Genomic DNA, 23,032 nt, shown 5'->3' with positions numbered 1-23,032 from the left:
TCCGCTCATCCGGCCTACTTCGCCCCGGCCGGTTCGCCGTGGCGCGTCAGCGTGGTGAAGTCGAAGTCTGTGATGGCTTCCGCGGCCAGGGTTCCCAGTTCGCGCCGCAGGGGAATCACGTTGCCGCCGCTCGGATGATTCCGGTTGCACAGGAAGATCACGAATGTTCGGGAAAACGGATCAATCCACAACGATCCGCCCGTCCAGCCGGTGTGGCCGTAGCTGCCGACCGGAAAAATCGCGCCGCGCGGGCCGCTGTAAGCCGTGTCGATGTCCCAGCCAAGGCCGCGTTTGTCGCTGAGGCCGGGCGGCGTTTGGACGCTGGTCATCAGCCGGACGGTGCCCGGTTTGAGGATGCGCACGCCGTCGAGTTCGCCCCCGTGCAGCAGCATCCGCGCGTAGCGTGCCAGATCCGCCGCCGTCGTGAACAGCCCGGCATGCCCGGCGACGCCGCCCATTTTGCGCGCTGTCGGATCATGCACCACACCGCGCCACGGCGGCCGGCCGTTCTCGACTTCCGTGGGCGCGATGCGGCCCAGCCTGGCGGGCGACGGCAGGTAGCCGGTGTCGCGCATCTGCAACGGTCCGAAAATTTCCCGCTGCACAAACACTTCCAGCGGCGTGTGGCTGACGCGCTGGACGATTTCGCCGAGCAGGAAAAAATTGATGTCGCTGTATTTGCACACGGTGCCGGGCGGCGCGGCGAGTTTTTCATCCACGCAGGCCTTGCGAATGGCCTCGGCCTGGCCGTGCCAGTCTGATTTGGTTTCGATGTCGGGGCGCAGGCCGGACGTGTGCGTGAGCAGCTCGCGCACGGTGACCTGTTCCTTGCCACCGCCGGTGAACTCCGGGAGATACCGCTGTGCCGGCGCGTCAAGGTCCACCTGGCCGCGTTCCACCAGCAACATCACGGCTGGTGTGCACGCCACAACCTTGGTCAGCGAGGCCGCGTCGAAAATGGTGTCCTCCGTCATCGGCTCGCGCGCCGGCACGAGGGCGCGCTGGCCATACGCCCGGTGATACGTGTGCCCCTCGTGTTCCAGCCACAGCACGCCGCCGGGGCATTTGTGTTCGGCGATGGCCTGTTCGATAGCGGCATCCATCGCGGCCAGTTTTTCGGGGCGGAACACCCCGGCCCGCGGTTTCGAAGTGGCGCAGCCGAAGGTGGTCAAAACGACGGCCAGCGCGGCGAGGCAGCGCATCGTCGAACAAAAGCCCGGCCGGGCGCGAAGGTGCGGTTTCATGGGTAGAGCAGGTAGGGTTCACGCAGCCGGGCGAATGCCGCCAGGCCGGGTTCGAAGTCCGCCACGATCTTTTCAACGGGTTCGCCGCGCAACAACGCTTCGCGCACGCGCGCCGTGCCCATCACCTTGTCGAAATAGGAATCGTGCAGTTCCAGTTTGTCGCCGTAGAGCCTGCGGATGACTTCCAGCTCGGCCAGCACGGTGCGGATGGGCTGGAACGCCGTGCGATCCGTCACGTGCAACTGGCAGCCGCCGCAGCGTTCGCCCTTGAACTTGGAAAACGTCGGCGTGAACCAGACTTCGCGGTATTTCACGCCCGGCAGGTTCAGCGCGTTCAGTTCGCGGGCCAGGGCGTAGCCGTCAATCCACGGCGCGCCGAAAAATTCAAACGGCTTGGTCGTTCCGCGGCCTTCGGAAAGGTTGGTGCCTTCCAGCAGCACCTGCCCCGGATAAACCGTCGTCGCGTCGAGCGTGGGCAGGTTGGGCGACGGCAGCACCCACGGCAGCGAGGTTTCATCAAACCATTCGTCGCGTTGCCAGTGTTCCATGGACACCACGGTGAGCCGCGCCTTTTTGGCCAGGAACTGGTCGTTGAACAGCCGTGCCAGTTCGCCCACCGTCATGCCGTGCCGCAGGGGAATGGGATACAGCCCGATGAACGAACTGTGACTGGGATGTTCGAGAATCGGTCCTTCCATCGCGACGCCATTGATGGGATTGGGCCGGTCGAGCACCACGAACGGGATGCCGCACTCGGCGCAGGCCTGCATCGCGTAGGCCATCGTGGCGATGTAGGTGTAAACGCGCGTGCCGACGTCCTGCAGGTCGAACACCATCACGTCCACCGCCGACAGCATGCCGGACTCGACCTGCTTGCCGGTGTGCTGCGTGTCGAATGTGCGCATGTATTCGTCGATGTTCGTCAGCATGTCCGGCGGCGGCTTGTGCGACTGGCCGTAAAGGCTGAACACGGGCAGTTGCAGCTGCTCGTCGTAATAAAACGGCACGTATTCGCCGGCCTGGGCGTTGCCGCGCACGCCGTGCTCGGGACCATAGAGCGCCACCAGCTTGAAGTCCGTCCGGGCGCGGAACGCCTCGACGATGCTGTTGAGGTGGCCGTCCACGCCGGTGGGATTGGTGATCAGGCCGACGCGTTTGCCCTTCAACAGGTCCAGATGTTTGGCAAACAAAACTTCGACGCCGAGTTTGACCGGCGTCCGGGCCGCGGAAGAGTGGGTGTTGGGCATGGTGTGACAGCCGGCCAACAACATGCTGGCGAGGCCGAGAAAAGAAAGCAAACGGTGCGGGTTCATTGGTTCTCCAGACGACTCGTTTTCAGAAACAATTCAAAAGCCTTGCGTTGATTGACCACGGCATCATGCGCCAGGTCGGTGTGCAGAAACGCCACCGAGTTGGTCTGAAACGCGGCGGACGAAATTGCGTTGTCTTCGCCGGTCAGCACGGGAACGGACTGCTGCGCCAGCGCCGCCTGCTCGCGCAACGACTCGTCCTTCGTGCCGCCGTGGTCGGTGTAAAGATTCAACCAGCGTCCATGTTGCTTTTGTTGCCAGGATTGAAAGGTGTCCGTCCCGCCGTAAAGCGCGTCGAAGAGCCAGACCTCCTGCACGTTGGCCGCAATGCCGCCACGGTCGAGCAATCCCGCCAGGGCATGGTAGCCGCCGCTGTGGCCCGCCAGAATCACGCGGCCCAAAACGGGCGCCGCGTTGGTCAGCACGCCGCGCGCCTGCAACTTGGCGAGCGCCTCCCCGAAGAACCGCCGGCCGCCGCCGGGGTCTTCAAACTTGCCGCCAAACGAATCCGGCGCGTTGTGCGGGCCTTCCGGCACGACCAGCACGGCGTTCTTGCCGCTGGCGGCGAACTGCTCGACCAGTTGATATTTCCCCAGCGCGCCCGCCACAGAATTATTCCAGCCGTGGACGAACATCACAAAGTCCACCGCCGGCGTTTCGCGGAACCCGCGTGGCACGAACAACGCCACCGTGCTGTCGGCGTAGTGCGTCGCGGCCGGATAGAATGCGTCATGATACGTGTGGCCGGCCGCTCGCGCGGGATGCGGAAACGGCGCGCTGCCGAACGACGCGAGGATCAGCCGGCCCGCCGGTGCGTAAAGTGATTCCAGTGTGGTGTCCGAGCGACTGGCGAGGCGGGCCAGCATTTCGGCAATCGCATCGAGTTCGAGGCGGCCGCTGTGGTCCGGCATTGGCACGTAGCGATTGAGCATCAGGCTGAACGCCAGCCGCTCGCCGGCGGCGGAGGTCACATAGCCGGACAGGGAATTGGCCCAGCGCAACGTGCCCGTCTTGGCGCGCACGTTCCCCTCGGCCGGCGTGCCTTTCATGCGGCGGCGCAACGTGCCGTCCACGCCGGCAATGGGCAGGGCATTGGCAAAGTCGTTGGCACTGCGGTGGTGTGCCATCAACTCCACCAACGCCAGTGTCAGCCGTGCGCTCGTCAGATTGTTGCGCGACAGCCCGGAGCCCTCGTCGAAATGCAGATCGCCGGCCGGCAGGTTGTTCGTGCGCAAAAACGCCTCCAGCGCGTCGAGCGCCAGACCTTCGGAAGTGCGCCATGCCGGCGTGGCCGGCGTGCGGGTCAATTCACCCACGTGATCGAACAGCAGGTCGGCAAACAGATTTTGCGACGGCTTCAAACAGGCGCGGACCAAATCGCGCAACGGCGGCGAAGTGACTTCCCCCAGCTTGACGCACGTGGGCCGGACGACTGAAGCCTCGGGCCAGCGCACGCTGCGCGCCCGGCCGTCCACGCGGATGCCGTGCCGCGCGAGGGCGGCCTTGAAACCGGCGGCAAACCAGTCCGCCGGCCGGGGCACGGGCGCATCCTCAATGTCGGCTTCGCTGCCGAGCGGCAGCGCGCCGAACACGCGCACCACGGTTTCTCCGTAGCTGCGGTGGGTTTCGAGGTGCCGGACGCCGTTCGTCGCGCTGGTGGTGGTGCGGTTGTCCAGCGTGAGGCCGGTGTGCGGCTGCAACCATTCCACCCGGCATGGCTCGCCTTCCCGGGCGGCCGGGGTGATGCGCAGCTGCGCGCAGTTTTCCGCCAGCGTGATGGCCGAAACCTCGGCGCCCTCCGTGTTTTCGAGATCCTCCACGGTCCAGCTGCCGCCGTTGGGCGGGCCGTGAAAAAACGTCGCGTCCGCCACGATGTCGCCGCTGATGCGGCGCACGCCGGCGTTCGTCAACACGGCGACGAACGGTTCAAACAGGTCGTAAAAATTTGTCGCCCCGACGGGCAGGTTCCAGCTTGGGTCGCCCTGGCCGAACAGGATGACATCGCCGTGCACGCGGCCGGCGCGGTTCGGTTTGGCCGTGGCGTAGAGCGGCGTGACGAAGCGGTAATCGCCGCCAAGACGATCCAGTGCCAGCGCCGCCATGTAGAGTTTGCTGTTCGAGGCCGGGCTCATCAGCCGGTCGGCGTGATGCGCAAACACCGTGCGGCCCGTGTCGAGCGAATCGACCTGCACGCCCCAGAGCGCGGCGTTGAACCGCGGCGCGGTCACGTGCGCCTCGATCTGTGCGCCCAGTTCCTCCAGCGAGTGCGCGCCGTTGGTGGACTGCGCGAACGCGGGAACGGTGCGGAAAAACAAAACGAGCAGCGTGAACGCCAGCCGGGCCGGGGGGGACAGGAACAAAAGTCTCATGACGCAGCGCAAGTTGCGGGCACAGTAGTCCGCACGCCGCGCGGGCGCAACCGCGCGTTCCGGGTCCCTCGTGCTTTCGCGCGTGCGGTCGGGCGTGGCTTCCATTATATCCGGAGCATGAACCGGCTGGAACCGTTGCAACAACTGGACGGCAATCTCATCCGCTGGCGGGGCCGCACCTGGCTGGGCTTCTCGGGCTGCGATTATTTCCGGCTCACGCGCCATCACGCGGTGTTGCGCGCGGCGGCGGCCGGGCTGCACCGGTTCGGTTTGAACGTCTCCGCCTCGCGGCTCACCACCGGCCATCACCGCATCTACGCCCGGCTCGAAACCGAACTCGCAAAATTTTTCGGCGCGCCGGAGGCGCTGCTGCTGCCGGGCGGTTACGCCACCAGCACCGTCGTGGCGCAGGCGTTGGCAGGCGAATTCACGCACGTGCTGCTGGATGCCCGGGCTCATCCGGCGCTGCGCGATGCGGCCCTGCATTTTGGTTGCCCGGTGCGGCCGTTCAAACACGCCGACCCGGCCGACCTCGCCCGGGTCGCGGCGCGCTGCGGCCGGCGGGCGCGGATCATCGTGCTGACGGACGGATTGTTTTCCCACGACGGTTCGGCCGCGCCGTTGGCTGCGTATCTCGCCGTGCTCCCGCGCACCGCGCAACTGCTCGTGGACGACGCCCACGGCGCGGGTGTGCTGGGCGCCCACGGCCGCGGCGCGCCGGAGCACGCGGGCGTCCCGCGGCGGCGCATCATCCAGTGCGTGACCCTGAGCAAGGCCTTTGGTTCCTACGGCGGCGCCGTGCTGGGTGCGCGGGCGCTGCGGGAAAAAATTCTCGCCCGCAGCCGGGCGTTCATCGGCTGCACGCCACTGCCGCCGCCGCTGGCCAATGCCGCGTTGCAGGCGGTGAAAATTCTGCGCCGCGACGGCCGCCGCCGGGCACGCCTGCGGCGCAACGCGGAATATGTGAAGGCGGCCTTGCGCGCCGCCGGCTGGACGATTCCCGCCGCGCCCGGACCCATCCTTGTGCTGCATCCGCGTTCCGTGGCGCAAAGGAACTCCGTGCGCCGGCAGTTGCTGGCGGCGGGCATCTATCCGCCGTTTCTGAAATACGCCGGCTCGCCCGCGGGGTTTTTCCGCTTCGTCATTTCGAGCGAGCACACGCGGGCGCAGCTGGACTTGCTGGTGCAGGTGCTGGCGGACGCAGCCGTGCGTTGACCGGCGCCGGCGCGTTTACAAGCGCAGGAAAATTTTCCGGTGGTAAAGGAAGCGCGCGAACCACACGAACAGGGAAATTCCAATCACGCACACGACCAGATCGCCGCAGCCGGTGGCCACGTGGGCGTTCAGGAACTGCCGCACGCTCCCGCCGGCGAAGCGGTTGGCCAGCTTCAGAAAACCGCCGCCGCCCATCAGGTTGCTCGCGAGGTAGAGCGTGATGGGGTTCATGCCGATCCACAGAAACGGCCGGCCCCACGCCTGCCACTTTTTCACGTCCACGATCCAGTAAAACGTGCCCAGCAGCAGCGCGCTGTAACCACCGGCCACCAGCACGTAGGAGGAGGTCCAGATTTTTTTGATGACGGGAAACTGCGTGCCCCACAGGAAGCCGAGCACGACGCTCACCGCACCGGCGATCAGCAGGCCGCGCACTTTCTGCTGGTCGTTAAAACCGGGATGGCGGATGAACAGGCCGGCAAAGATGCCCAGCAGGCCCGTGACGATGGCGGGCAGCGTGCTCAAGAGGCCCTCCGGATCCCAGAACAGGTCGTATTTGCGCGCGGGCAGGTATTCGAAGTCGAAATGATTCGCAACGTTCAGGCCCATGTCGTAACGGCCGGTCACGCGATTGGTCGTGGCGGCGAACATTTTTTCGGTCGCGGCCCAGACCGGGCTGTTGGGAATGGCCGAAGGATTGACCGAGGAACTCCCGCCCGCGGCGCGAAATTCCGCGGCCAGTGCGGTGTCGCCCGCCTGCCCGGCCCGTTCGGCGAGGTGCGTTTTCTCGAGTTGAATGTCACGGATCGGCACGCACCGCAGCAGCGCCCAGTAGCCGAGCAGAAGCGCCACGGCCAGACCGACCAGCACGCGCGGCCGGCACCAGCAGAACAGCAGGCCGCCGGCGAGGTAACAGAGCGCAATGCGGTTCAGCACGCCCATCAGGCGCAGGTCGGGCCACGGATTGGTGAAGCCGCCCGAGTAAAGAATGCCGATGACGAACAGCAGCACACCGCGAAGGACCACGCGCTTCACGGCCGCCGCCCGGCCCTCGCGGGCGATGATTTTGGTGAGCGAATACACCGTCGAGACGCCCATGATGAACACGAACAGCGGGAAGATGAGGTCGTAGAAGTGAAAGCCCTCCCATTCGGCGTGGTCGAGTTGCGTGGCCAGAAAGCGCGTCGGCGCGGTCTGGCTCAGCCGGTTGAGCGCATAGACGAACGCGTCGGCGCCGAGAATCCAGAACATGTCGAAACCGCGCAGCATGTCGAGCGACATGAGGCGCTGGGGTTCGGGCGCGGCGGCGACGGGGGCGGGATTCATGCCGCGCAACGTGGCGCGAAAGGCGGGTCCAGGTCAAGGCCAGCGAGGCTTGGCAACCGTCAATTCGCCGCTACACTCGCCGGTGAAAGGCCCACCGTGTCGTTTATGTTGCAACGCCGTTTCTGGATGTGTGTGCTCATGCTTTCCACCCCGTTCTCCCCGCTGCCCGCCGCGCCGCTGGCCGACGCCGTGCTCGCGGCGGTGCGGGCGGCGAAGTTCGATGGCGTGATCGATTTCGGCCCGGGCAACGAGGACAAATCCGTGCCGCCCGGCTTTCCACGGCCCATTGCGCACGTGCCGAACGTGGACGTGGCGGTGCTGCAACTGGACGCCGAAGGGCAGCTCGTGGCCGGTGCGGATGTGTTGCTGTCGCGTGATTATCCGAACGGCCTGGTGGTGCCGGTGGACGTGAACAGCGGCGCGGACAGCGTGCGCTTCCGGCGTTGGGACATTGACCGGTGGAACGGCGGCACCTTCGCGCCGGCCTCCTGGTCGCCGCTCCACGAGAAGGGTTGGACGAACCGGCCGCCGTTGACGGAGGCGGATGACATCGTGCCGGGCCGCGCCCACGCGCCGTATGAATTTATGGCGCCGTATCCCGCGTCGTTGTTCAAACTGATGGTGGCCTTTCACGTGATGCGCATGGTGGATGCGGGCGTGCTCACGTTGGACACGCCCTACACGTATTCGGCCCCCGGCGCGGCGGACGAAACCCGTGCCGTCCGCGCGTGGCTGGAGCCGATGATTACGGTTTCCGACAACCACGCCACCCACGCGCTGCTGCAAATGCTGCACCGGCACGACCACATCGAAGTGCTCAACCGCGAATTCCGCGAGCTGGGCCTGGGCACGCTCCAGATCAACGGCACCCGTGCGTCCGACGGTTACGGCTGGCAGACCGACCGCATTCACATGACGGCGTTCGACACGGCGCGGCTGCTCTGGCTGATTGACGGCGCGCCGGGCGAGTTGTGGCGGCGGCCCGACGGCCGGCCGGTCACGGCCCGGTTTCTTTCCGACGCGTCGCGGGCCTTTTTGAAACACCTGCTCGGTGAACAGGGCCTGAACGAGGCGCTGTCCACCGCCAATCTCGCCGGCGCCCCGCACGTGCGCCCGGGCATCCCGTCCCAAATCGCCCCGCGCTGGATCAATTCCAGCAACGGCATTGTGAACGTGGACGGCATCAACTTTGGCGTGGACGTGCGCGCGAGCAACGCGCAGGCCGAGGTGAGGTTCGCGCACAAGACGGGCCTGACCTATAATTACGGCTCGGATGCCGGCATCGTGCGCTCGTTGCCGGGGCAGCCGTTCCGCCACTACATCATCGCATTCCTGAGCAATCTCGGTTACCGCTACACGGACGAGGCGTTTGCCGGCCGCACGCGCGGTCCGTATGCCGATCCGGTCAGTCCGGTGAGCTACACCCAGCGCATTCCGGCGTTGGGGAAGGCGATTGATGAGGCGGTGAAGCGATTGTCGGCCGCGTCGCCGCAGGCCACGCTTGCGCCGGAGCCGGATAAACAGTAATGCCCTTCGTTACATGAGCCAGACACGCGCCGTGAGAACTCTCGTGAAGCCCGAACGCCTGCAACCCGGCGATGTGGTGGGCATCATCGCACCCTGCAGCCCGCCGCCCAATCCGAAGGCCGTGGACCGCGCGGTCAACCAGGTGGAGCGGATGGGTTTCAAGGCGAAGCTCGGACGCCATGCGCGCGCCCGGCACGGGTTTCTCGCCGGGAGCGATCGCGACCGGGCGGCGGATATGATGGCGATGTTTCGCGACCGCAAGGTCAAGGGCCTCATCTGCCTGCGTGGCGGTTACGGCGCGGCGCGCATCGTGGGGCGGCTTGATTATGCCGTGCTCCGGAAAAACCCCAAGGTGTTCGCCGGTTACAGCGATCTCACCACGCTGCATTGTGCGATCAACGAAAAGGCCGGCCTGGTCACGTTTCACTCGCCGATGTTGAACGAGGGACTCGGCAGCGCAGACTATCCGGCCTTTTCCAACGACGCGTTTTTGCGCGCCATCTGCCAGCCGGCGGCGGCGGGCAGCATCGCCGAAGGCTATCCCAACCGTGGCGACATCACGATTTTGCGGCGCGGCGTGGCGGAGGGCCGGCTGGTGGGCGGCAACCTGTCGATCCTGGTGACCACGGTGGGCACGCCCTGGCAGCCCGTGTTCAAGAACCGGCTCCTGTTTCTCGAAGACATCAACGAAGAACCGTATCGGCTGGATCGCCTGCTGACGCATCTGCTCAACGCCGGCGTGTTGCAGCAGGTTGCCGGCGTGGCCGTGGGCGTGAACCGCGATTGCGAAGATCCGCGGGCCGCCAAGAAGATCGAATACCGTCAGTCCTCGGCCGACGTGGTGCGGGAACGCCTCACGCCGCTCGGCGTGCCCGTGGTGACGGAACTGCCCTTCGGCCATCAGCCCTACAATGCCACGCTGCCCAGCGGCGCCCGGGCACGCCTGGATGCCGTGCGGGGCGACTTGATCGTGACCGAGGCGGCCGTCCGTTGAATCAGGCGCGCGGCGCCACGCACAGGCCGGTTTTGGCCGGCGCATCGGCGAAGGAAATCACACCGTTGACGGCCGTGGCGCCCCGGAACGGGTCGTTGTTGATGAGGAGATTCCCGTCGATGTCGAGGTGATCAGCCAGTTCGGCGAGGTGCGCGGCGGCGCTGATGAGCACACTGGTCTCAATCATGCAGCCGATCATGGTTTGCAATCCGGTCTGGCGCGCCGCCTGCAGGGTTTCGTAGGCCATGCTGATCCCGCCCGTTTTCACCAGCTTCACATTCACGCCGTGGAAACATTCCGCGCAGTGCGGAATGTCGCGCATGTTGTGGCACGATTCATCGGCGTAGAGCGGCAGGGGGGAACGTTCCTTCAGCCAGATCAGATCCTCGGGCGCGGCATTGCGCGGCATCGGCTGTTCGACGAATTGCACGTGCCCGTCCTGCGCCAGCGTTTCCAGCATCGTCAACGCCTGCTCCTTCGTCTTCCAGCCCTCGTTGGCATCCACGCGCACCGGCTTGCGCGGCGCCACGGAACGCAGGGCCGCGAAGTTTTCGCGGTCGCGCGGATCGCCCACCTTGAGCTTGAGCACCGGAAAGGCCGCCGCGTCGGCCACCTTTTTGGCGACCACCTCCGGCGAGTCAATGCCGATGCTGAACGACGTGAGGTGATGGTTCTCGCGGAAGCCCAGTTTGAGAAAATCATGGACCGGCTGGCCGGCACGTTTCGCGGCGCCGTCCAGCAGCGCGAGGTTCAAGCCGCACCGCGCCGCGGACGGCATGCCGGGCAGGGAATTCACCCAGGCCATCGAGCCGGGAATGTCGGCGAAGCTGAGGCGGCCCGCGTCGAGGCCCTGACAAAACTCCATCACGCCGGCGGCGGTTTCCTGATACGTGCTGGCGGGCGCAGCTTCGCCCAGGCCAGTCACGCCGTCGCGGTCGGTCAGCTCGAAGAGAACCACGATGTGGGCGCCGGAACCCATCGAGCTGGCGATGCGCCACGGATTCACGAGCTTCAGTTCGCAGGCATGCAGCTTAAGCTTCATGGTTCCATCAAACCGGCGGTCCGCCAGAGTTGGCAACGCTTTTCTGCGCGCGGCCGCAAAAAATCGCACGGCAGGCGAACGCGGCGGCTGTTACAAAACCTGAAGAATTGCTACAACTTTGAACTTCCGTTTTCGGGATGGGCCACCCGCGCGCGCGCGTTCAGGCGGTCAGTTTTTGCCGGAAGAATTCCACCGTGGTTTCGAGCCCGCTTGCGAGGCTGCCGCCGGGAACGAAGCCCGTGGAGCGCAATCTGTCGATGGCAGCCTGGGAATGCTTCACGTCGCCGGCCCGCTCGGGTGCGTGCCTGATTTCCGAGCGCGAACCCGTCAGCTGGCAGAGGGTTTGGGCCAGTTCCTTGATCGTGATGCGCCCGCCGTAGGCCACGTTGAACACGCCGGTGGCCGGCGATTCGGTGGCGAGGAAGGCGTTCGCCTTGGCGATGTCCTTCACGTAGATGAAGTCCCGCGTCTGCCCGCCGTCACCATAAATCGTGATCGGCTCGTGGCGCAGGGCGCGATGAATGAAAATGGGCACGGCCGCCGCATACTGGCTTTTGGGATCCTGCCGCGGCCCGAAGACGTTGAAGTAGCGCAGGCACACGGTTGCCAGCCGGCCCTCGGCCGCGAACATGCGGCAGTAGTATTCGCCGTCGAGCTTGGTGATGGCGTAGGGACTTTTCGGTTCGGGAAACATCGTTTCCACCTTCGGCACGACCGGGTTGTCGCCGTAGATGGCCGCCGAGCTGCTGAGGGCGAGCTTCTTCACGCCGGCGCGCGCCGCTTCCTCGAGCACAATCAGCGTGCCGTGCGTGTTGATTTCGCTGCACTCAATCGGCTGCTGCATCGACTCGGGCACGCTGATCATGGCGGCCAGGTGGAACACGTAATCGACGCCGGCCATGGCGCGGCGCACGGCGCCGCGGTCGAGAATGGAAGCCTCGATGAATTCATGCGGCAGCCCGGCCAGGTTGTGTTTGAAGCCGGAGCGCAGGTTGTCCAGCACGCGCACCTCGGCGTGGCCTTGAAAATGTTCGACGATGTGGCTGCCGATGAAGCCGGCGCCGCCGGTGACCAGAATTCTCATCCCAATTTCTCCACCAATTTGTTCATTGCATCTTCCTGCTGCGCGATGGATTCGACCAGTTTGAACTGCGTCCGGCAACGGTCCAGATTGTGCCCGTCGCGGTGCACCTTGAAATACACGTCGCCGGCCAGGTAATCGGTCAGGAAACGGATGCCGATTTCAAAGGTGATCAACTTGCCCGCGCAGGCGAGCAGTTGTTTTTCAGCCGGTGTCAGGAAACCGCCTGCGGCGGCGAGGTAGCCGCGCACGAGCGCCTCGAACATCGGGAACTGCATCGCCACTTTCGTCAGGTCGCGCTCATCCTCTTTGGCCGGGCTCGTCGTGGTGCGGACCATGTCGCCGAAATCATAAAGCGCCAGCCCGGGCATCACCGTGTCGAGGTCAATGACGCAAATGCCCTCGCCGGTGGCTTCGTCCAGCATGACGTTGTTGAACTTGGTGTCGTTGTGGGTGACGCGTTCCGGCAGGTTCGCGTCGAGCAGCACGCGGGTCATCGGCTGGTGGGCGAGGGCGAAATTAATTTCCGCCCGGGCCAGTTGCGCGCGCCCCGCCACGTCCGCGGCGATCGCCTTTTCCAGCGCGGCAAAGCGTTTGGGCGTGTGATGGAAGTCCGGAATCGTGTCGTGCAGCCGCGGGGCGGGCAAATCGGCCAGTTGCCGCTGGAATTCGCCAAACGCGCGCGCGGCCTTGAACGCCTGTTCGGCGCTTTCCACGGCGTCGTAGGTGCGGGCGCGTTCGATGAAGAGATACGCGCGCCAGTGGTTGCCGGCGGCATCCACGTGCCACGCCCGGCCGTCGCGCGCCGGGATGAGCGTCAGCACCCGGCGGCTGGCGTCCGGTTCGCCGGCGACCTTGCGGGCCAGGTGCGCGGTGACGCGTTGCACGTTTTCCATCAGGGCCGCCGGCCGCTTGAAGATGTGGTGGTTGATTCGCTGGAGGATGTAGCGCACCGGCACGCCGGCCTGCTGGAACACCGCGCAAAACGTGTCGTTGATGTGGCCGCTGCCGTAGGGGGCGGCCGAAACATATTCCCCGTGAATCGTAAACTGTCCGGCCACGGCGCGGAGATCGTAGGATGGAGAATTCATTGGCTTGGTGCAGTGGGCGAATCGTGAAACTGGAGCGTGCCCCATTCGTGGCATCGGTGAAAATCGGGCGCGGCGTGCGGGGACGTCGAGGAGATGACCGGTTCGGACCGGCCGCGCGTGTAATCGTAGCGGCCGAAGGAAAACCGCCAGCACGTTCCGGCGAGGGAGCCTGGCCGGTCCGTGACGAGCGGGGCGGGAATCGCCGCGTGGACGAACCAGCGCCGGGCGGCGGGTTCGGACCAGACCGCCGCGTCGAACGCCACGTCCTGCCGGGCGGCGGCGAGCGACCCACTGATGCGCACGGTGTCCACCGTGACGGATTCATCGTAACGCAATTGCAGCCGGCGATGGTTCGGCGCAATGTGCAGTTCCACATACGCCGGCCGGCCGGCCGCCTGCAAAAAAATCTCGAACGTGTCGCCTTGCTCCCACAATCGTTCGCTGGTGGTGTTCGCCGGGCTGACAATGTCCGCATCGGTCAACTCCGCCAGCACGAGCAGACGGTCCGCGCGCCAGCCGGTCCAGACCACGCCGGGCGCAAAGTCCGCCTCCGCCTGCGGCCGCCATGCCTGCCGCAGCCGGCACGCAGGCGCGTCGCGGAAGGCGTGCCGCACCGCCGTCAAATCGTCGGAGGCGAACGGCGGCAGGGCGGGGCAGGGCAGCGGCAGCGGCCCGCCGACCGCTGGAACCCGCGGCGGGATGAGCGTTGCGTTGTGCCCTTGAAACGTCACGGTGAAGGAAGGCGGTTCAGTTTCAAACGGGTGCGGACGGCTGGCGCAGTGCGGGCAGGCTGGCGGCCGCCACGGCCTGGCCGACGCGGCGGCTCTTTTCGTCCGGCACATGCAGTTGCACCCGGGCGGCCAGTTCGGGGAATTCCTGGCCCAACACTTCGCGCGCCCGGGCGAGGACAATGTCGCCGCCCTTGCCGGTGGTGACGCGCCCCAGAATCAGCATGTGATTGAATGCGTAAAAATCCGCGTAGTGGGGAATCGCGTAGCCGAGATACACGCCGATCGTTTCGTAAATCTTCGCGGCGCACGGATCGCCCTTGGCCATGAGCGCCTGAACTTCCTTCAAGCGCTCGGGCAGGCCCATTTCCTTGGGCAGTTCAATGCCGGCGGCCGGCAGCAGTTTGCCGACGGCTTGCTGGGAGAAATACATCACACCCACGCCGTAGTCACCGGACCACTCGTCGCACGCGGCCTGGGGGTTGTAATCCACGGGAGCGAAGGCCAGTTCGCTGAGCCAGCCGGTCATGCCGCCCGCCTGGTTCAAATAGCCGGCTGCTTCGCTGGAGCCCATCGCCACGCCGAGCATGCCGTTTTCCTTGAGCGACATTGCGCCCGCGAGCGCGGTGACGTCACCGTCGTTGGCGACTTCGAGCGGCACGCCCCATTCCTCGCGAATGCGCAGGAAGGTGTTCTTGGCCTGCGCGAACTTTTCGGGTGGGAGGGCCCGCAGCAGCGACGCCACCATGATCTTGTTGTCCACAATCACGCCGGCCGAGCTGCCGCCGATGGCATCCACGCGCGGCAGATGCGCGGCGGCCTTTTTCAGGCCGCTCTGGAGGTGCTCGTAATGGTATTGCGGGTCGGCCTGGTCCTTGGGGTTCCACGGGAATTCGTCGCTGTAAACCACCTCGCCTTCCTTTACCGCGGCCACCTTGTAGTCGCTCGCGCCGAGGTCGAACCCGATGCGGCAGCCGTCGAGATGACCGCCAATGGTCGAGTGCATTTCCTTTTCCGCCGGCACGGCGGCGGCCTCGGTGAGCACCACTTCGAACGGGCGTTCGTAAACGCGGCTCATCAGGTCCACGTCAAACGCCCGCGCACCGGTGCGGGAATAAACCTGCGCCACTTTTTCGCCCAGCGCCCGCGGGCCGCCGAACCAGACCCGCCAGCCGCCCCGCGCCCAGAGCAGAAATTTCACCAGCCGGTCAAGATAAAGGACCGTGTCGGCGTCCGGCTCGGGCAGCACGACGGTGGCATAACGGGACACGTGGCCATTCTCGCGTTCGACGCCGAGCACAAGCGGCACGGCGCGCCCGGATTGGTGGGCGGTGCGGACGTATTGCTGGTTGAACAAAACCGCCGGCTGAAACTGCGGGTCGAGCGGCGGGATGATCTTCGGTTTCACGTTCATGGTGGAAATCATTTGGCCGGTTTGAACACCCACGACACGGCGCCCAGCGAATCGGTGCCGCCGCTGCCTTTGACCGTGGCCTGCAGCGTGTAGTGCGCGTCCGCGTTGCGGACCGGGAGGTCGAGCACATACACCGGGCTGCGCGGCTGTCCGCCGGCAAATCCGGCGTGCGTGTCGTGCGCGACCTCCTGGCCGTTCGCCAGCAACTTAACTGTCGTGATGTCGATGCCGTGCTGGCCCGTCGTGTAATTCAACGTCACGCGATACTGTCCCGCGGCGGTGACGTGCGGGGTCACGTCCCAGCTGAGCGTCGAGCTTTCCGTTTTGATTTGCGCCGGCGTCCATTCACCCAAAGCCACGGAGGTGTCGCGGCGGTAGTTCACGCCAAGCTGGTCGAGGCGCTGTTCATCCGTGGCGAGCCGGTTCGTGAAGTCCGTCCAGTTGCGGGCCGCCTTCGGCGACCAGGTGACTTCGGCCATCGCGCACAGCCGCGGGAACGCCATGTATTCGACCTGCTTGAAGTTGGGAATGTATTCGGTCCAGATGTTGCCCTGGCCACCGAGGATGTGGTGGACCTGGGCGGCATCCAATCCGGCGGGCACCGGCTCAAAACTGTAAACCTTGCTCAACGGCAGGTAGCCGCCGATCGCCCGGGGCTCCGCGCCGTGATCGCGGGACTGGTAATAATCGAAGTAGCAGAAGCTTGTCGGCGTCATGACCACGTCGTGGCCTTCACGCGCCGCTTCGAGCCCGCCGCCAATCCAGTCCATCACGGCGGCGTTCTGCGCGAGGCCGCCCTCACGGATTTCACTCCAGCCGATGAGATTCTTGCCGTGCGCGGTGATGAATTTTTCCATGCGCCGGATGAACCAGCTTTGCAGCTCGTGCTCGTTCTTGAGTCCTTCGGCCTTGATGCGCGCCTGGCAGCGCGGGCATTTCTTCCAGTTGTCCTTCGGCACCTCGTCGCCGCCGATGTGGATGTATTGGCCGGGGAACAACTGGAACACCTCGGTCAGCACGTTCTGGAGGAAGGTGAAGCTCGCGTCGTTGCCGGCGCAATAAATGCCGTGCATCACCCCTCCGTTTGTCGGCACGCCGGACGCCTCGCCGGCGCAACTGAGTTCCGGAAAGACCGACAGCGCGGCGGTCGAGTGGCCGGGCATTTCAATCTCGGGCACGATGGTGATGTGCCGGGCGGCGGCGTAGGCCACGATCTCGCGGATGTCATCCTGCGTGTAGAATCCACCGTAACGCCCATCCGGACCGTAGGCCGTGGTCGCGTCGTGCGGGAAGCCGAAGCCGACGTCCGCGCGCCACGCCGCCTCCTGCGTCAGGCGGGGATACTTTTTGATTTCGATGCGCCAGCCCTGGTCATCCACGAGATGCCAGTGAAAGGTGTTGATCTTGTGCAGCGCCATTTCGTCGAGCAGCCGCTTGATTTCCGGCTTGGTGAAGAAATGCCGGCTGACGTCGAGCATCAACCCGCGCCACGGGAAGCGCGGCTGGTCGGTGATCGTCACGCCCGGCATCGTCCAGGCCACGCCGCTCACGCGGTGGGTGGCAAACACCTCCGGCGGCAGCAACTGCCGCAGCGTTTGTGCGCCATAGAACAGGCCGGCCTGATCCGTTGCTCGGATGACCGCCGCCTGTGCGGTGACGTCGAGCGCGTAGCCTTCGCGGCCGAGCTGTGCGTCCGCGCCCTCGGTGGTCAGAAGGATGGAATGGGTTGCGGGCGTTGCGTTGTCCGTCGTCCGCACCGGCAGCGGATAGCCCGTCGCGGTCCGCAGCATTGCGGCCAGCATGATGGCGGTGTCGCGGGACGGCGCATCGGCCAGGATGACCGTGGATTTATCAATTTGAAAGGTGCCGCCATGCGTTTCGAGGTGTGCGGGCGCCGGGATCAATGCCGGGGCGGGGGAATTGGCGGCCGTGGCCGACAGGACCGAGATCACGGTGAGGCCGAGGCCAAGTTTCAGGTGTTTCATAATGTCATCAAATGTTTTTGCCGGCGATGCCCAGCGGTTTCAGGTCGCGCCACAGGCCGCGGGTGAAATCGGGAATGTCCACCGGCACGCTGCCGCCGGCCACCGACCGGACCGAAAGTTCGATGATGCTGCTCCAGGCGGCCGCATCGTAAACGACGCTGTCGGGCGTCCGGCCGGTGCGGAGACAATCGATCAACCGCCAGTTCATGACGAAATCCATGCCGCCGTGTCCGCCGCCCTTGGCGCTTTCCTGCAGTTTGCGCCAGAGCGGGTGCGTGAATTGCGCCCGCATTTTCGCGAGGTCCGCATCGTCGAGCCACTCTTCGGAACCGCCGGCGGCCAGCCCGTATTGCTTGGGCTTGTCGATGGCCAGCCGGGCCGGGTAGTCGAAGAACGTCGCATCGGTGCCGCACAGGGCGTTGATGCGGCTGTAGGGACGGGGCAGCACCACGTCGTGCTGCACCATGATGCTGCGCCCCTGCTCTGTCTTGATGAGCGAGGTGTTCATGTCGCCGCAGAGGTATTTCTCGTTCTTGTGCCGGCCGCCGTTGGGCTGGTGCTCGTTGCGATACTGGGTCAGCGAGCGTTCGGGCGAACTCATGGAGACGAGGAACTTGAACTGGTCGCCACGGCCCACGCCGAGATATTGCGCCACCGGGCCGAGGCCGTGCGTCGGATACAAATTGCCGTTGTATTGCCAGTGATAATCGCGCCGCCAGTCGCCTTCCGTGCCCAGGCTGAAGAGCATGGACCGCAGATCGTGGAGGTAGGCGCATTCGGCATGCACCAGGTCGCCAAACACACCTTCGCGCGCCATGTTCAGCACGAACAATTCATTCTCACCGTAGCAGCAGTTCTCCAGCATCACACAGTGCTTTTGCACCCGTTCGCTGGTGTTCACCAGCCGCCAGCAGTCCTCGATCGTCACCGCTGCCGCGACCTCGATGAAGGCGTGTTTGCCCTGCTCCATCGTGCGCAACGCCATCGGCACGTGCCAGGCCCACGGCGTCGCAATGTAAACGGCGTCGAGATCATTGCGGTCCACCATCATTTCCCAGATGTGTTCGGTGCCGCTGTAAATGGCTGGCCGCGGCCGGCCGGCGTCGGTGCAGGCCTTGGCCGCAGCCTGGGCCCGGTCGTCGATCAGGTCGCAAACGGCCACCACGTCCACGTAATCGAGCTTGAGGCAGTTGTGCACGTGCGTCATGCCGCGATGCAGCCCGATGTGCGCCACGCGAATGCGTTCCCGCGGCTTGGTGGTCAAATCATGCACCGGCTTCTGGCCCGCCGGGCGTGGCGGATAATCGTCGTTGTGGGCGCTTGTGTTCGAGTTGCCGTCCGGGCCAGGGCTGGCGCAACCGCTGGCCAGGCCGGTCAGCGACGCGGCCACGCCGGCGAGGGCGGACTGCTTGAGAAAATCCCGACGGGAGGTGCTGGCGTTGTTCATGGTGCAGATTGAATCAGGTGTTGCCGTAGCGGGTTGCGATCAGCCAAAGGACAAGTGTCTGGCGGGGCGCACAAACGCCGCCCCGCCTCTGCCGGCCCTTGAACGCAGTTGCATACGGATACGGAAATGGAAATCGATTTTTTGGTATTACAGCGCTCAGCCTAGCGCAAGGTCCACCTCGATCAAGTGATATTTAGCACGAGATAATCAGTTCAAGCGGTGGCATCGGCCGGCTTGCGCTGCCGGCCTTCAAAATGTTCCTCGATTTCCTCCAATGTCTTGCCCTTGGTTTCCGGCAGGAAGAAGGTGGCGGTGATGAAGTAAACCACCGTGCAGCCGGCGAAGATGAAGAACATCGTCGCGTAACCGTGCTTGCCCACGCTGGGGAGGAAGATGGCCGCGATGGTCGTCGAGACCGCCTGGTTGATGAGCAGCGCGACGCTCATGCCGTTGGAGCGGATGCGCGTGGGCATTAATTCGGAGAGCGCCAGCCACACGCACACGCCCGGCCCGACGGCGAAAAACGCCATGAAGCAGAAAATGCACACCGCGGTCAGCCAGCCCGTGCTTTCCGGCGGCACGGGCGTAATCAGCGCGTTGTCGATGGTCAGCGGCGCGGTCTTGGATTTTTCCAGGTCGGCAAACGGATTCTGGAAGAACGCGGCCACCTGGTTTGGCGGCAGGCAGCTGGCGCGGTCGATTTCGAGCTTGGCCGCGACGTCGTCTGAACGCACGACCTTCGAGGCGGCGTGGAAATCGCCATAGGAATAAATCACCACCAGCGTGGCGGGTTCGGAGCCGGCGTGGCCGCCCAGCAAGGCGGCGGCCGTTCCCGCGTTGAATTCGATGGTCGCCGTCTGGTTGGTGGTGACCATTGCCTGCACCTGGTCCTTCACGTCCACGCGCTGTTTTTCGGTGCGTTGAAACACCAGGCCGGCGCAGATCAACGAGGCGATGATGCCGGCGCTGCCGAGCGACAGGAGGAACTTGCGGCCCTTCTTGTCCACCAGCGCCACGCCGATCATGGTGACGAGAAAGTTGACCAGCGTGAGGATGACGTAGCCCAGGTGTGCGTGCGCATCGCTCAGCCCGGCCTGAATCAGGATGGTGGCGTTGTAGCCGATGATGGAGTTGACGCCGGTGGCCTGGTTGCAGGCGAGAATGATGCACGCCAGCACGAACGGCAGGACGTATTTCCGGTGCAGCAGCGATTCCTTGACCTTTTGGCCGGCGGAATCTGACTTCGCCTTTTCCGCGGCGGCGGCTTCTTCCATTTCTTTCAGTTCCATCTCCGCCTGCGCGTTGGTGCGCGAGCGCAGCAACGCGGCGCGCGCGGCGTCGGTGCGCCCGCGACGGAACAGCCAGCGCGGCGATTCTGCGACGAACAGGCTGCCCAGCACGAAGAGCAGTCCGGGCGGCAGCGACACCCAGAAAATGCTGCGCCACGCGGTGTCCTTGAACGCAAAAAGCTTCGCCGGATCGTTCAGCTTCTCGATGGTCGCCACACGCAGGCTGAACCAGTAGCCGATGACCGCCGCGACGACGATGCCCAGGGTCAGCAGCCATTGAAACATGCCCGTGCCCTTGCCGCGTTGGGCGGCGCCGAGGCATTCCGCCAGATACAACGGAACCACCACGCCAATGAGCCCGGCGCTGATGCCTTGCAGCAAGCGGCCAAACACCAACGCGCCGTAGCCGTGCGCGAGAGCAATCATCGGAATGCTCGCGACAAACAGGATGCCGCTTACGGCCATCAATTTCTTGCGGCCCAGCAAATCCGCGAGCAGGCCGGCGAACAGCGTTGAGATCACGCTGCCCAGCAGCACCGCCGCCACGATGACCGAAAGCTGGTTGGCGCTCAGACCGGACGTCGCCTCCAGATACGGCAGCGCGCCGGCGATGATGCCGACGTCCACGCCGTAAAGCAGTCCACCGAGGCCGGCGACCAGCAGCAGGAAACGGTTGTAGCCGGTTTTGGGGTTGCCCCCGGCAGGGTTGGGATGGTTGCTCATGGGAGGATGCTCCGGAATATTCTGGCCGCCGCCGAAGGAAGGCCGCCGCCCATCAGCCGGCTTTGGCGGGCCGGGAGGCAGACCAGCGTGGACTGGGTCGGCGGATTCATGAATGGCGCAGGTTGCGGGCGACTTTAGCGCGGCACAATTGGATTGCCAATCTTAATTATCACGAGATAAGTATGATTCAATTCGCGGCCGCCGGCCGGGGCGCACCGCGCTCATCCGGTCACGACGGCGGGGGAAAATCAGTGCGTCGGGACGATGCCCGGATGGCCAGCGTGGGCTTGAGCACCACCTGCTGGCGGGGGGCCTTCGGCTGCGCGAGGCGCCGCACCAAAAATTGCCAGGCCTGTTCGCACATTTCGGCCACGGGCTGCACCAGGGTCGTCAGCGGACATTCCAGGTATTCCGTGTCCTGAATGCCGTCGCACGCCGCGAGCGCCACGTCCGCCGGCACCCGCAGCCCGAGGTCGCACAAGCCGCGGTAAATCCCCAGCGCAGCATCATCCGAATGGCAAAAAATGGCTTCGGGATGTCCATGGGCCGCGACGTAATCGCGGATGAGCTGGCGGGTGATGGGACGTTGCTGCTCGGATAGAGGATAGTAAATGAACTCGGTGGGCCGGCCGGCCTTGCGCATGGCCTGGGCGTAGCCATAGCGCCGGCCCGGGCGGGCGCGCTCCTGGCGGATGAACGTGGCGTGGGCGATGCGTCGATAACCCGATTCAAGCAGGTGGGCCATGAGTTCCTCCGTGCCGGCGCGCAAATCCACGCGCACGTGATCGGTCTGCTCGCACACATCGGCCCCGATGCTGATGACGGGAATGGAACGCGTGCCCGGGGAACGCAGGTGCGCCTTCACCAGCGCGGCCGCGTCCACGGCGAAAATTCCATCCACCGGCACGTGGGACAACACCGCCTCGGCCTCGGCGGAGCGCACTTCGCTGATGATCAATTCGTGCTGGCCCTGCTTGACGAGGCGGTTCAGTTCCCGGGCGACGTGCGTGTAATGGGTGGAAATTTGGTCCGGCACCCAGAGGGCCACGATGCCGGTGCGTTCGCGTTTGAGGGCGCGGGCGTGCGGGTTGGGGCGATAGCCCATCTCCCGGGCCGCCTCCAGGATGCGCTGGCGCGATTTGGCCGCCACCTGCGGATAGCCGGCGAGGGCAAAGGTCACGAGCTGGCGGGAAATCCCCAGTTTCCGCGCGATTTGTTCCTGTGTGACCATCTTACGACGCTCTTGATACTGGAAACCCGTCGCCCGCCGCAAGACGACGCTTGCCGCCGGGCTCGGTCAGTCCTGAAACAGGGCGGCAGGCGACTCCTTTTCGCCCAGGTGCCGTCCGCCCGGATACACGTCCTGCACCGCGCCGTGGCGCCAACGCCGCAGGTGATAGAGCGTGGCAAACATGAAATTGGGCGCGGCACCACCCTGGCCACCGACCAGTTCCGCGCCGCGGCGGACATTGTCCTGCAGCCACGCGGGCATCCGCAGGTGATATGGGTTGCGCCGCACTTCCTCAACGTGAAACGAAAGCGCCGCGAGCAGGTCGCCCACGTCTTCCGCGCTGGATTCCACCATGAGATTGGGCGATGCCATCTGGCCCCAGAACTCGGTCTCGACCAGGAAGCACGTGAAGCTCGCCGGCAGGGTTTTCAGCGCGTCCATCACCAGCAGATGCGTGCCGATGTGGGTGCTGTTCCAGTCCAGTTCATGCGGGAAGAAAATGACGCGGGGCTGGTGCTTCGCGAGTGAGGCGGCGATGACCTTGACGGCGGCGGCCCAATGCTGCGGGTCGCCAGTGCGGGTCTTGGGGTTGATTTTTTCGAGGCCGTTGGGCGCGGTCTGCTCGAGCTCAAAGCCCAGCCAGCCGCAGGCGTTGCGCAATTCCACGAGGCGCGGCTGCTGGCGTTCCTTGTTGCTGCCCTGCGTGACGGCCACGTTGATGACGCGCAATCCCGCTTCGCGCATCAGGCGCAGGGCGAGTCCGCCGATGATGCATTCGTCGTCGGGATGGGGCGAAAAGATCAGGGCTGCAGGGGCGCTGGCGGGAGGCGCGGGCCGGTGATGCGGCGCGATGCCACCCAGGGGCAGCCTTTTGCCGTCGGTGACGAGGCGGGCGAAGGAGTTGACGAAGTCGTGATAAGGATTCATGGCCATGTTGGTTTAGGCTGCCGGCCAGCGCCCGGCAACGTCTTCAGGACTGGTCTGTCAGCTTGCCGGCACTTTGCCAGAGAGGCCGC

The 23,032-nt window shown here is 65.2% G+C and carries 17 protein-coding genes; 3 read left to right on the top strand and 14 right to left on the bottom strand.

All coding sequences use genetic code 11. From position 1 onward, the window contains the following. Positions 1 to 14: 14 nt before the first annotated feature. The 3 genes from VFV96_18060 to dacB all read right to left on the bottom strand — a co-directional run bounded on the left by VFV96_18060 (position 15) and on the right by dacB (position 4,923). Positions 15 to 1,244: a serine hydrolase domain-containing protein gene (locus tag VFV96_18060; GenBank protein ID HEU5072312.1), complete on the bottom strand. Its 1,230-nt coding sequence runs from the start codon at positions 1,242 to 1,244 to the stop codon at positions 15 to 17. Then, a complete protein-coding gene (locus tag VFV96_18055; protein ID HEU5072311.1) occupies positions 1,241 to 2,491 on the bottom strand; it encodes a DUF1343 domain-containing protein in 1,251 nt (416 codons plus the stop codon). Before VFV96_18055 ends, VFV96_18060 begins: the two co-directional genes overlap by 4 nt. Before the next feature lie 62 nt (positions 2,492 to 2,553). After that, positions 2,554 to 4,923 carry a D-alanyl-D-alanine carboxypeptidase/D-alanyl-D-alanine-endopeptidase gene (gene dacB, locus VFV96_18050; protein HEU5072310.1) on the bottom strand — a complete coding sequence of 790 codons (2,370 nt, stop codon included), beginning with the start codon at positions 4,921 to 4,923 and terminating at the stop codon, positions 2,554 to 2,556. Positions 4,924 to 5,040: 117 nt separating this feature from the next. Between dacB and VFV96_18045 the strand changes: the two genes are divergently transcribed. Then, positions 5,041 to 6,138: a pyridoxal phosphate-dependent aminotransferase family protein gene (locus VFV96_18045; GenBank protein HEU5072309.1), complete on the top strand. Its 1,098-nt coding sequence runs from the start codon at positions 5,041 to 5,043 to the stop codon at positions 6,136 to 6,138. Between the two features lie 15 nt (positions 6,139 to 6,153). Here VFV96_18045 and VFV96_18040 read toward each other — a convergent pair whose 3' ends face one another. Further along, positions 6,154 to 7,464 carry a heparan-alpha-glucosaminide N-acetyltransferase domain-containing protein gene (locus tag VFV96_18040; GenBank protein HEU5072308.1) on the bottom strand — a complete coding sequence of 437 codons (1,311 nt, stop codon included), beginning with the start codon at positions 7,462 to 7,464 and terminating at the stop codon, positions 6,154 to 6,156. A gap of 105 nt (positions 7,465 to 7,569) precedes the next feature. On the opposite strand from VFV96_18040, the gene VFV96_18035 reads away from it, so the two are divergent. Together VFV96_18035 and VFV96_18030 are read left to right on the top strand one after the other, a co-directional pair. Next, positions 7,570 to 8,991 (top strand): serine hydrolase, encoded by a 1,422-nt coding sequence (locus tag VFV96_18035; GenBank protein HEU5072307.1) that lies wholly within the window; start codon positions 7,570 to 7,572, stop codon positions 8,989 to 8,991. A 13-nt stretch (positions 8,992 to 9,004) separates the two neighbouring features. Next, a complete protein-coding gene (locus tag VFV96_18030) occupies positions 9,005 to 9,985 on the top strand; it encodes an LD-carboxypeptidase (GenBank protein ID HEU5072306.1) in 981 nt (326 codons plus the stop codon). 1 nt (position 9,986) lies between these two features. On the opposite strand, the gene VFV96_18025 is transcribed toward VFV96_18030, so the two are convergent. From VFV96_18025 to VFV96_17980, 10 genes are all read right to left on the bottom strand, one after another. Next, complete coding sequence (locus tag VFV96_18025) at positions 9,987 to 11,027, bottom strand: dipeptide epimerase (GenBank protein ID HEU5072305.1); 1,041 nt, start codon at positions 11,025 to 11,027, stop codon at positions 9,987 to 9,989. 160 nt (positions 11,028 to 11,187) lie between these two features. After that, the gene (locus tag VFV96_18020) at positions 11,188 to 12,111 is read right to left on the bottom strand and encodes an NAD-dependent epimerase/dehydratase family protein (protein HEU5072304.1); all 924 of its coding nucleotides are present in this window, start codon (positions 12,109 to 12,111) and stop codon (positions 11,188 to 11,190) included. Continuing rightward, positions 12,108 to 13,199 (bottom strand): aminoglycoside phosphotransferase family protein, encoded by a 1,092-nt coding sequence (locus VFV96_18015; GenBank protein ID HEU5072303.1) that lies wholly within the window; start codon positions 13,197 to 13,199, stop codon positions 12,108 to 12,110. The genes VFV96_18020 and VFV96_18015 overlap by 4 nt, the downstream gene beginning before the upstream one ends. Then, on the bottom strand, positions 13,196 to 13,930 hold the full coding sequence (locus VFV96_18010) for a hypothetical protein (GenBank protein HEU5072302.1): 735 nt from the start codon (positions 13,928 to 13,930) through the stop codon (positions 13,196 to 13,198). Before VFV96_18010 ends, VFV96_18015 begins: the two co-directional genes overlap by 4 nt. 22 nt (positions 13,931 to 13,952) lie before the next feature. Further along, complete coding sequence (locus tag VFV96_18005; GenBank protein ID HEU5072301.1) at positions 13,953 to 15,341, bottom strand: ROK family protein; 1,389 nt, start codon at positions 15,339 to 15,341, stop codon at positions 13,953 to 13,955. A gap of 8 nt (positions 15,342 to 15,349) precedes the next feature. Then, on the bottom strand, positions 15,350 to 17,326 hold the full coding sequence (locus VFV96_18000; GenBank protein ID HEU5072300.1) for a beta-N-acetylhexosaminidase: 1,977 nt from the start codon (positions 17,324 to 17,326) through the stop codon (positions 15,350 to 15,352). A gap of 7 nt (positions 17,327 to 17,333) precedes the next feature. Beyond that, positions 17,334 to 18,773, bottom strand: a complete 1,440-nt coding sequence (locus VFV96_17995) for a Gfo/Idh/MocA family oxidoreductase (GenBank protein ID HEU5072299.1) — start codon at positions 18,771 to 18,773, stop codon at positions 17,334 to 17,336. Between the two features lie 212 nt (positions 18,774 to 18,985). After that, positions 18,986 to 20,785: an MFS transporter gene (locus VFV96_17990; protein HEU5072298.1), complete on the bottom strand. Its 1,800-nt coding sequence runs from the start codon at positions 20,783 to 20,785 to the stop codon at positions 18,986 to 18,988. A 229-nt stretch (positions 20,786 to 21,014) separates the two neighbouring features. After that, positions 21,015 to 22,016, bottom strand: a complete 1,002-nt coding sequence (locus VFV96_17985) for a LacI family DNA-binding transcriptional regulator (GenBank protein HEU5072297.1) — start codon at positions 22,014 to 22,016, stop codon at positions 21,015 to 21,017. A 66-nt stretch (positions 22,017 to 22,082) separates the two neighbouring features. Next, complete coding sequence (locus VFV96_17980) at positions 22,083 to 22,949, bottom strand: PIG-L family deacetylase (protein HEU5072296.1); 867 nt, start codon at positions 22,947 to 22,949, stop codon at positions 22,083 to 22,085. Positions 22,950 to 23,032: the final 83 nt, after the last annotated feature.

It is taken from the genome of Verrucomicrobiia bacterium (assembly GCA_035765895.1).
Lineage (GTDB): Bacteria > Verrucomicrobiota > Verrucomicrobiia > Limisphaerales > DSYF01 > DSYF01.
The sequence above is the reverse complement of the archived record's forward strand: the minus strand, read 5'-3'. Positions and strand labels throughout refer to the sequence as shown.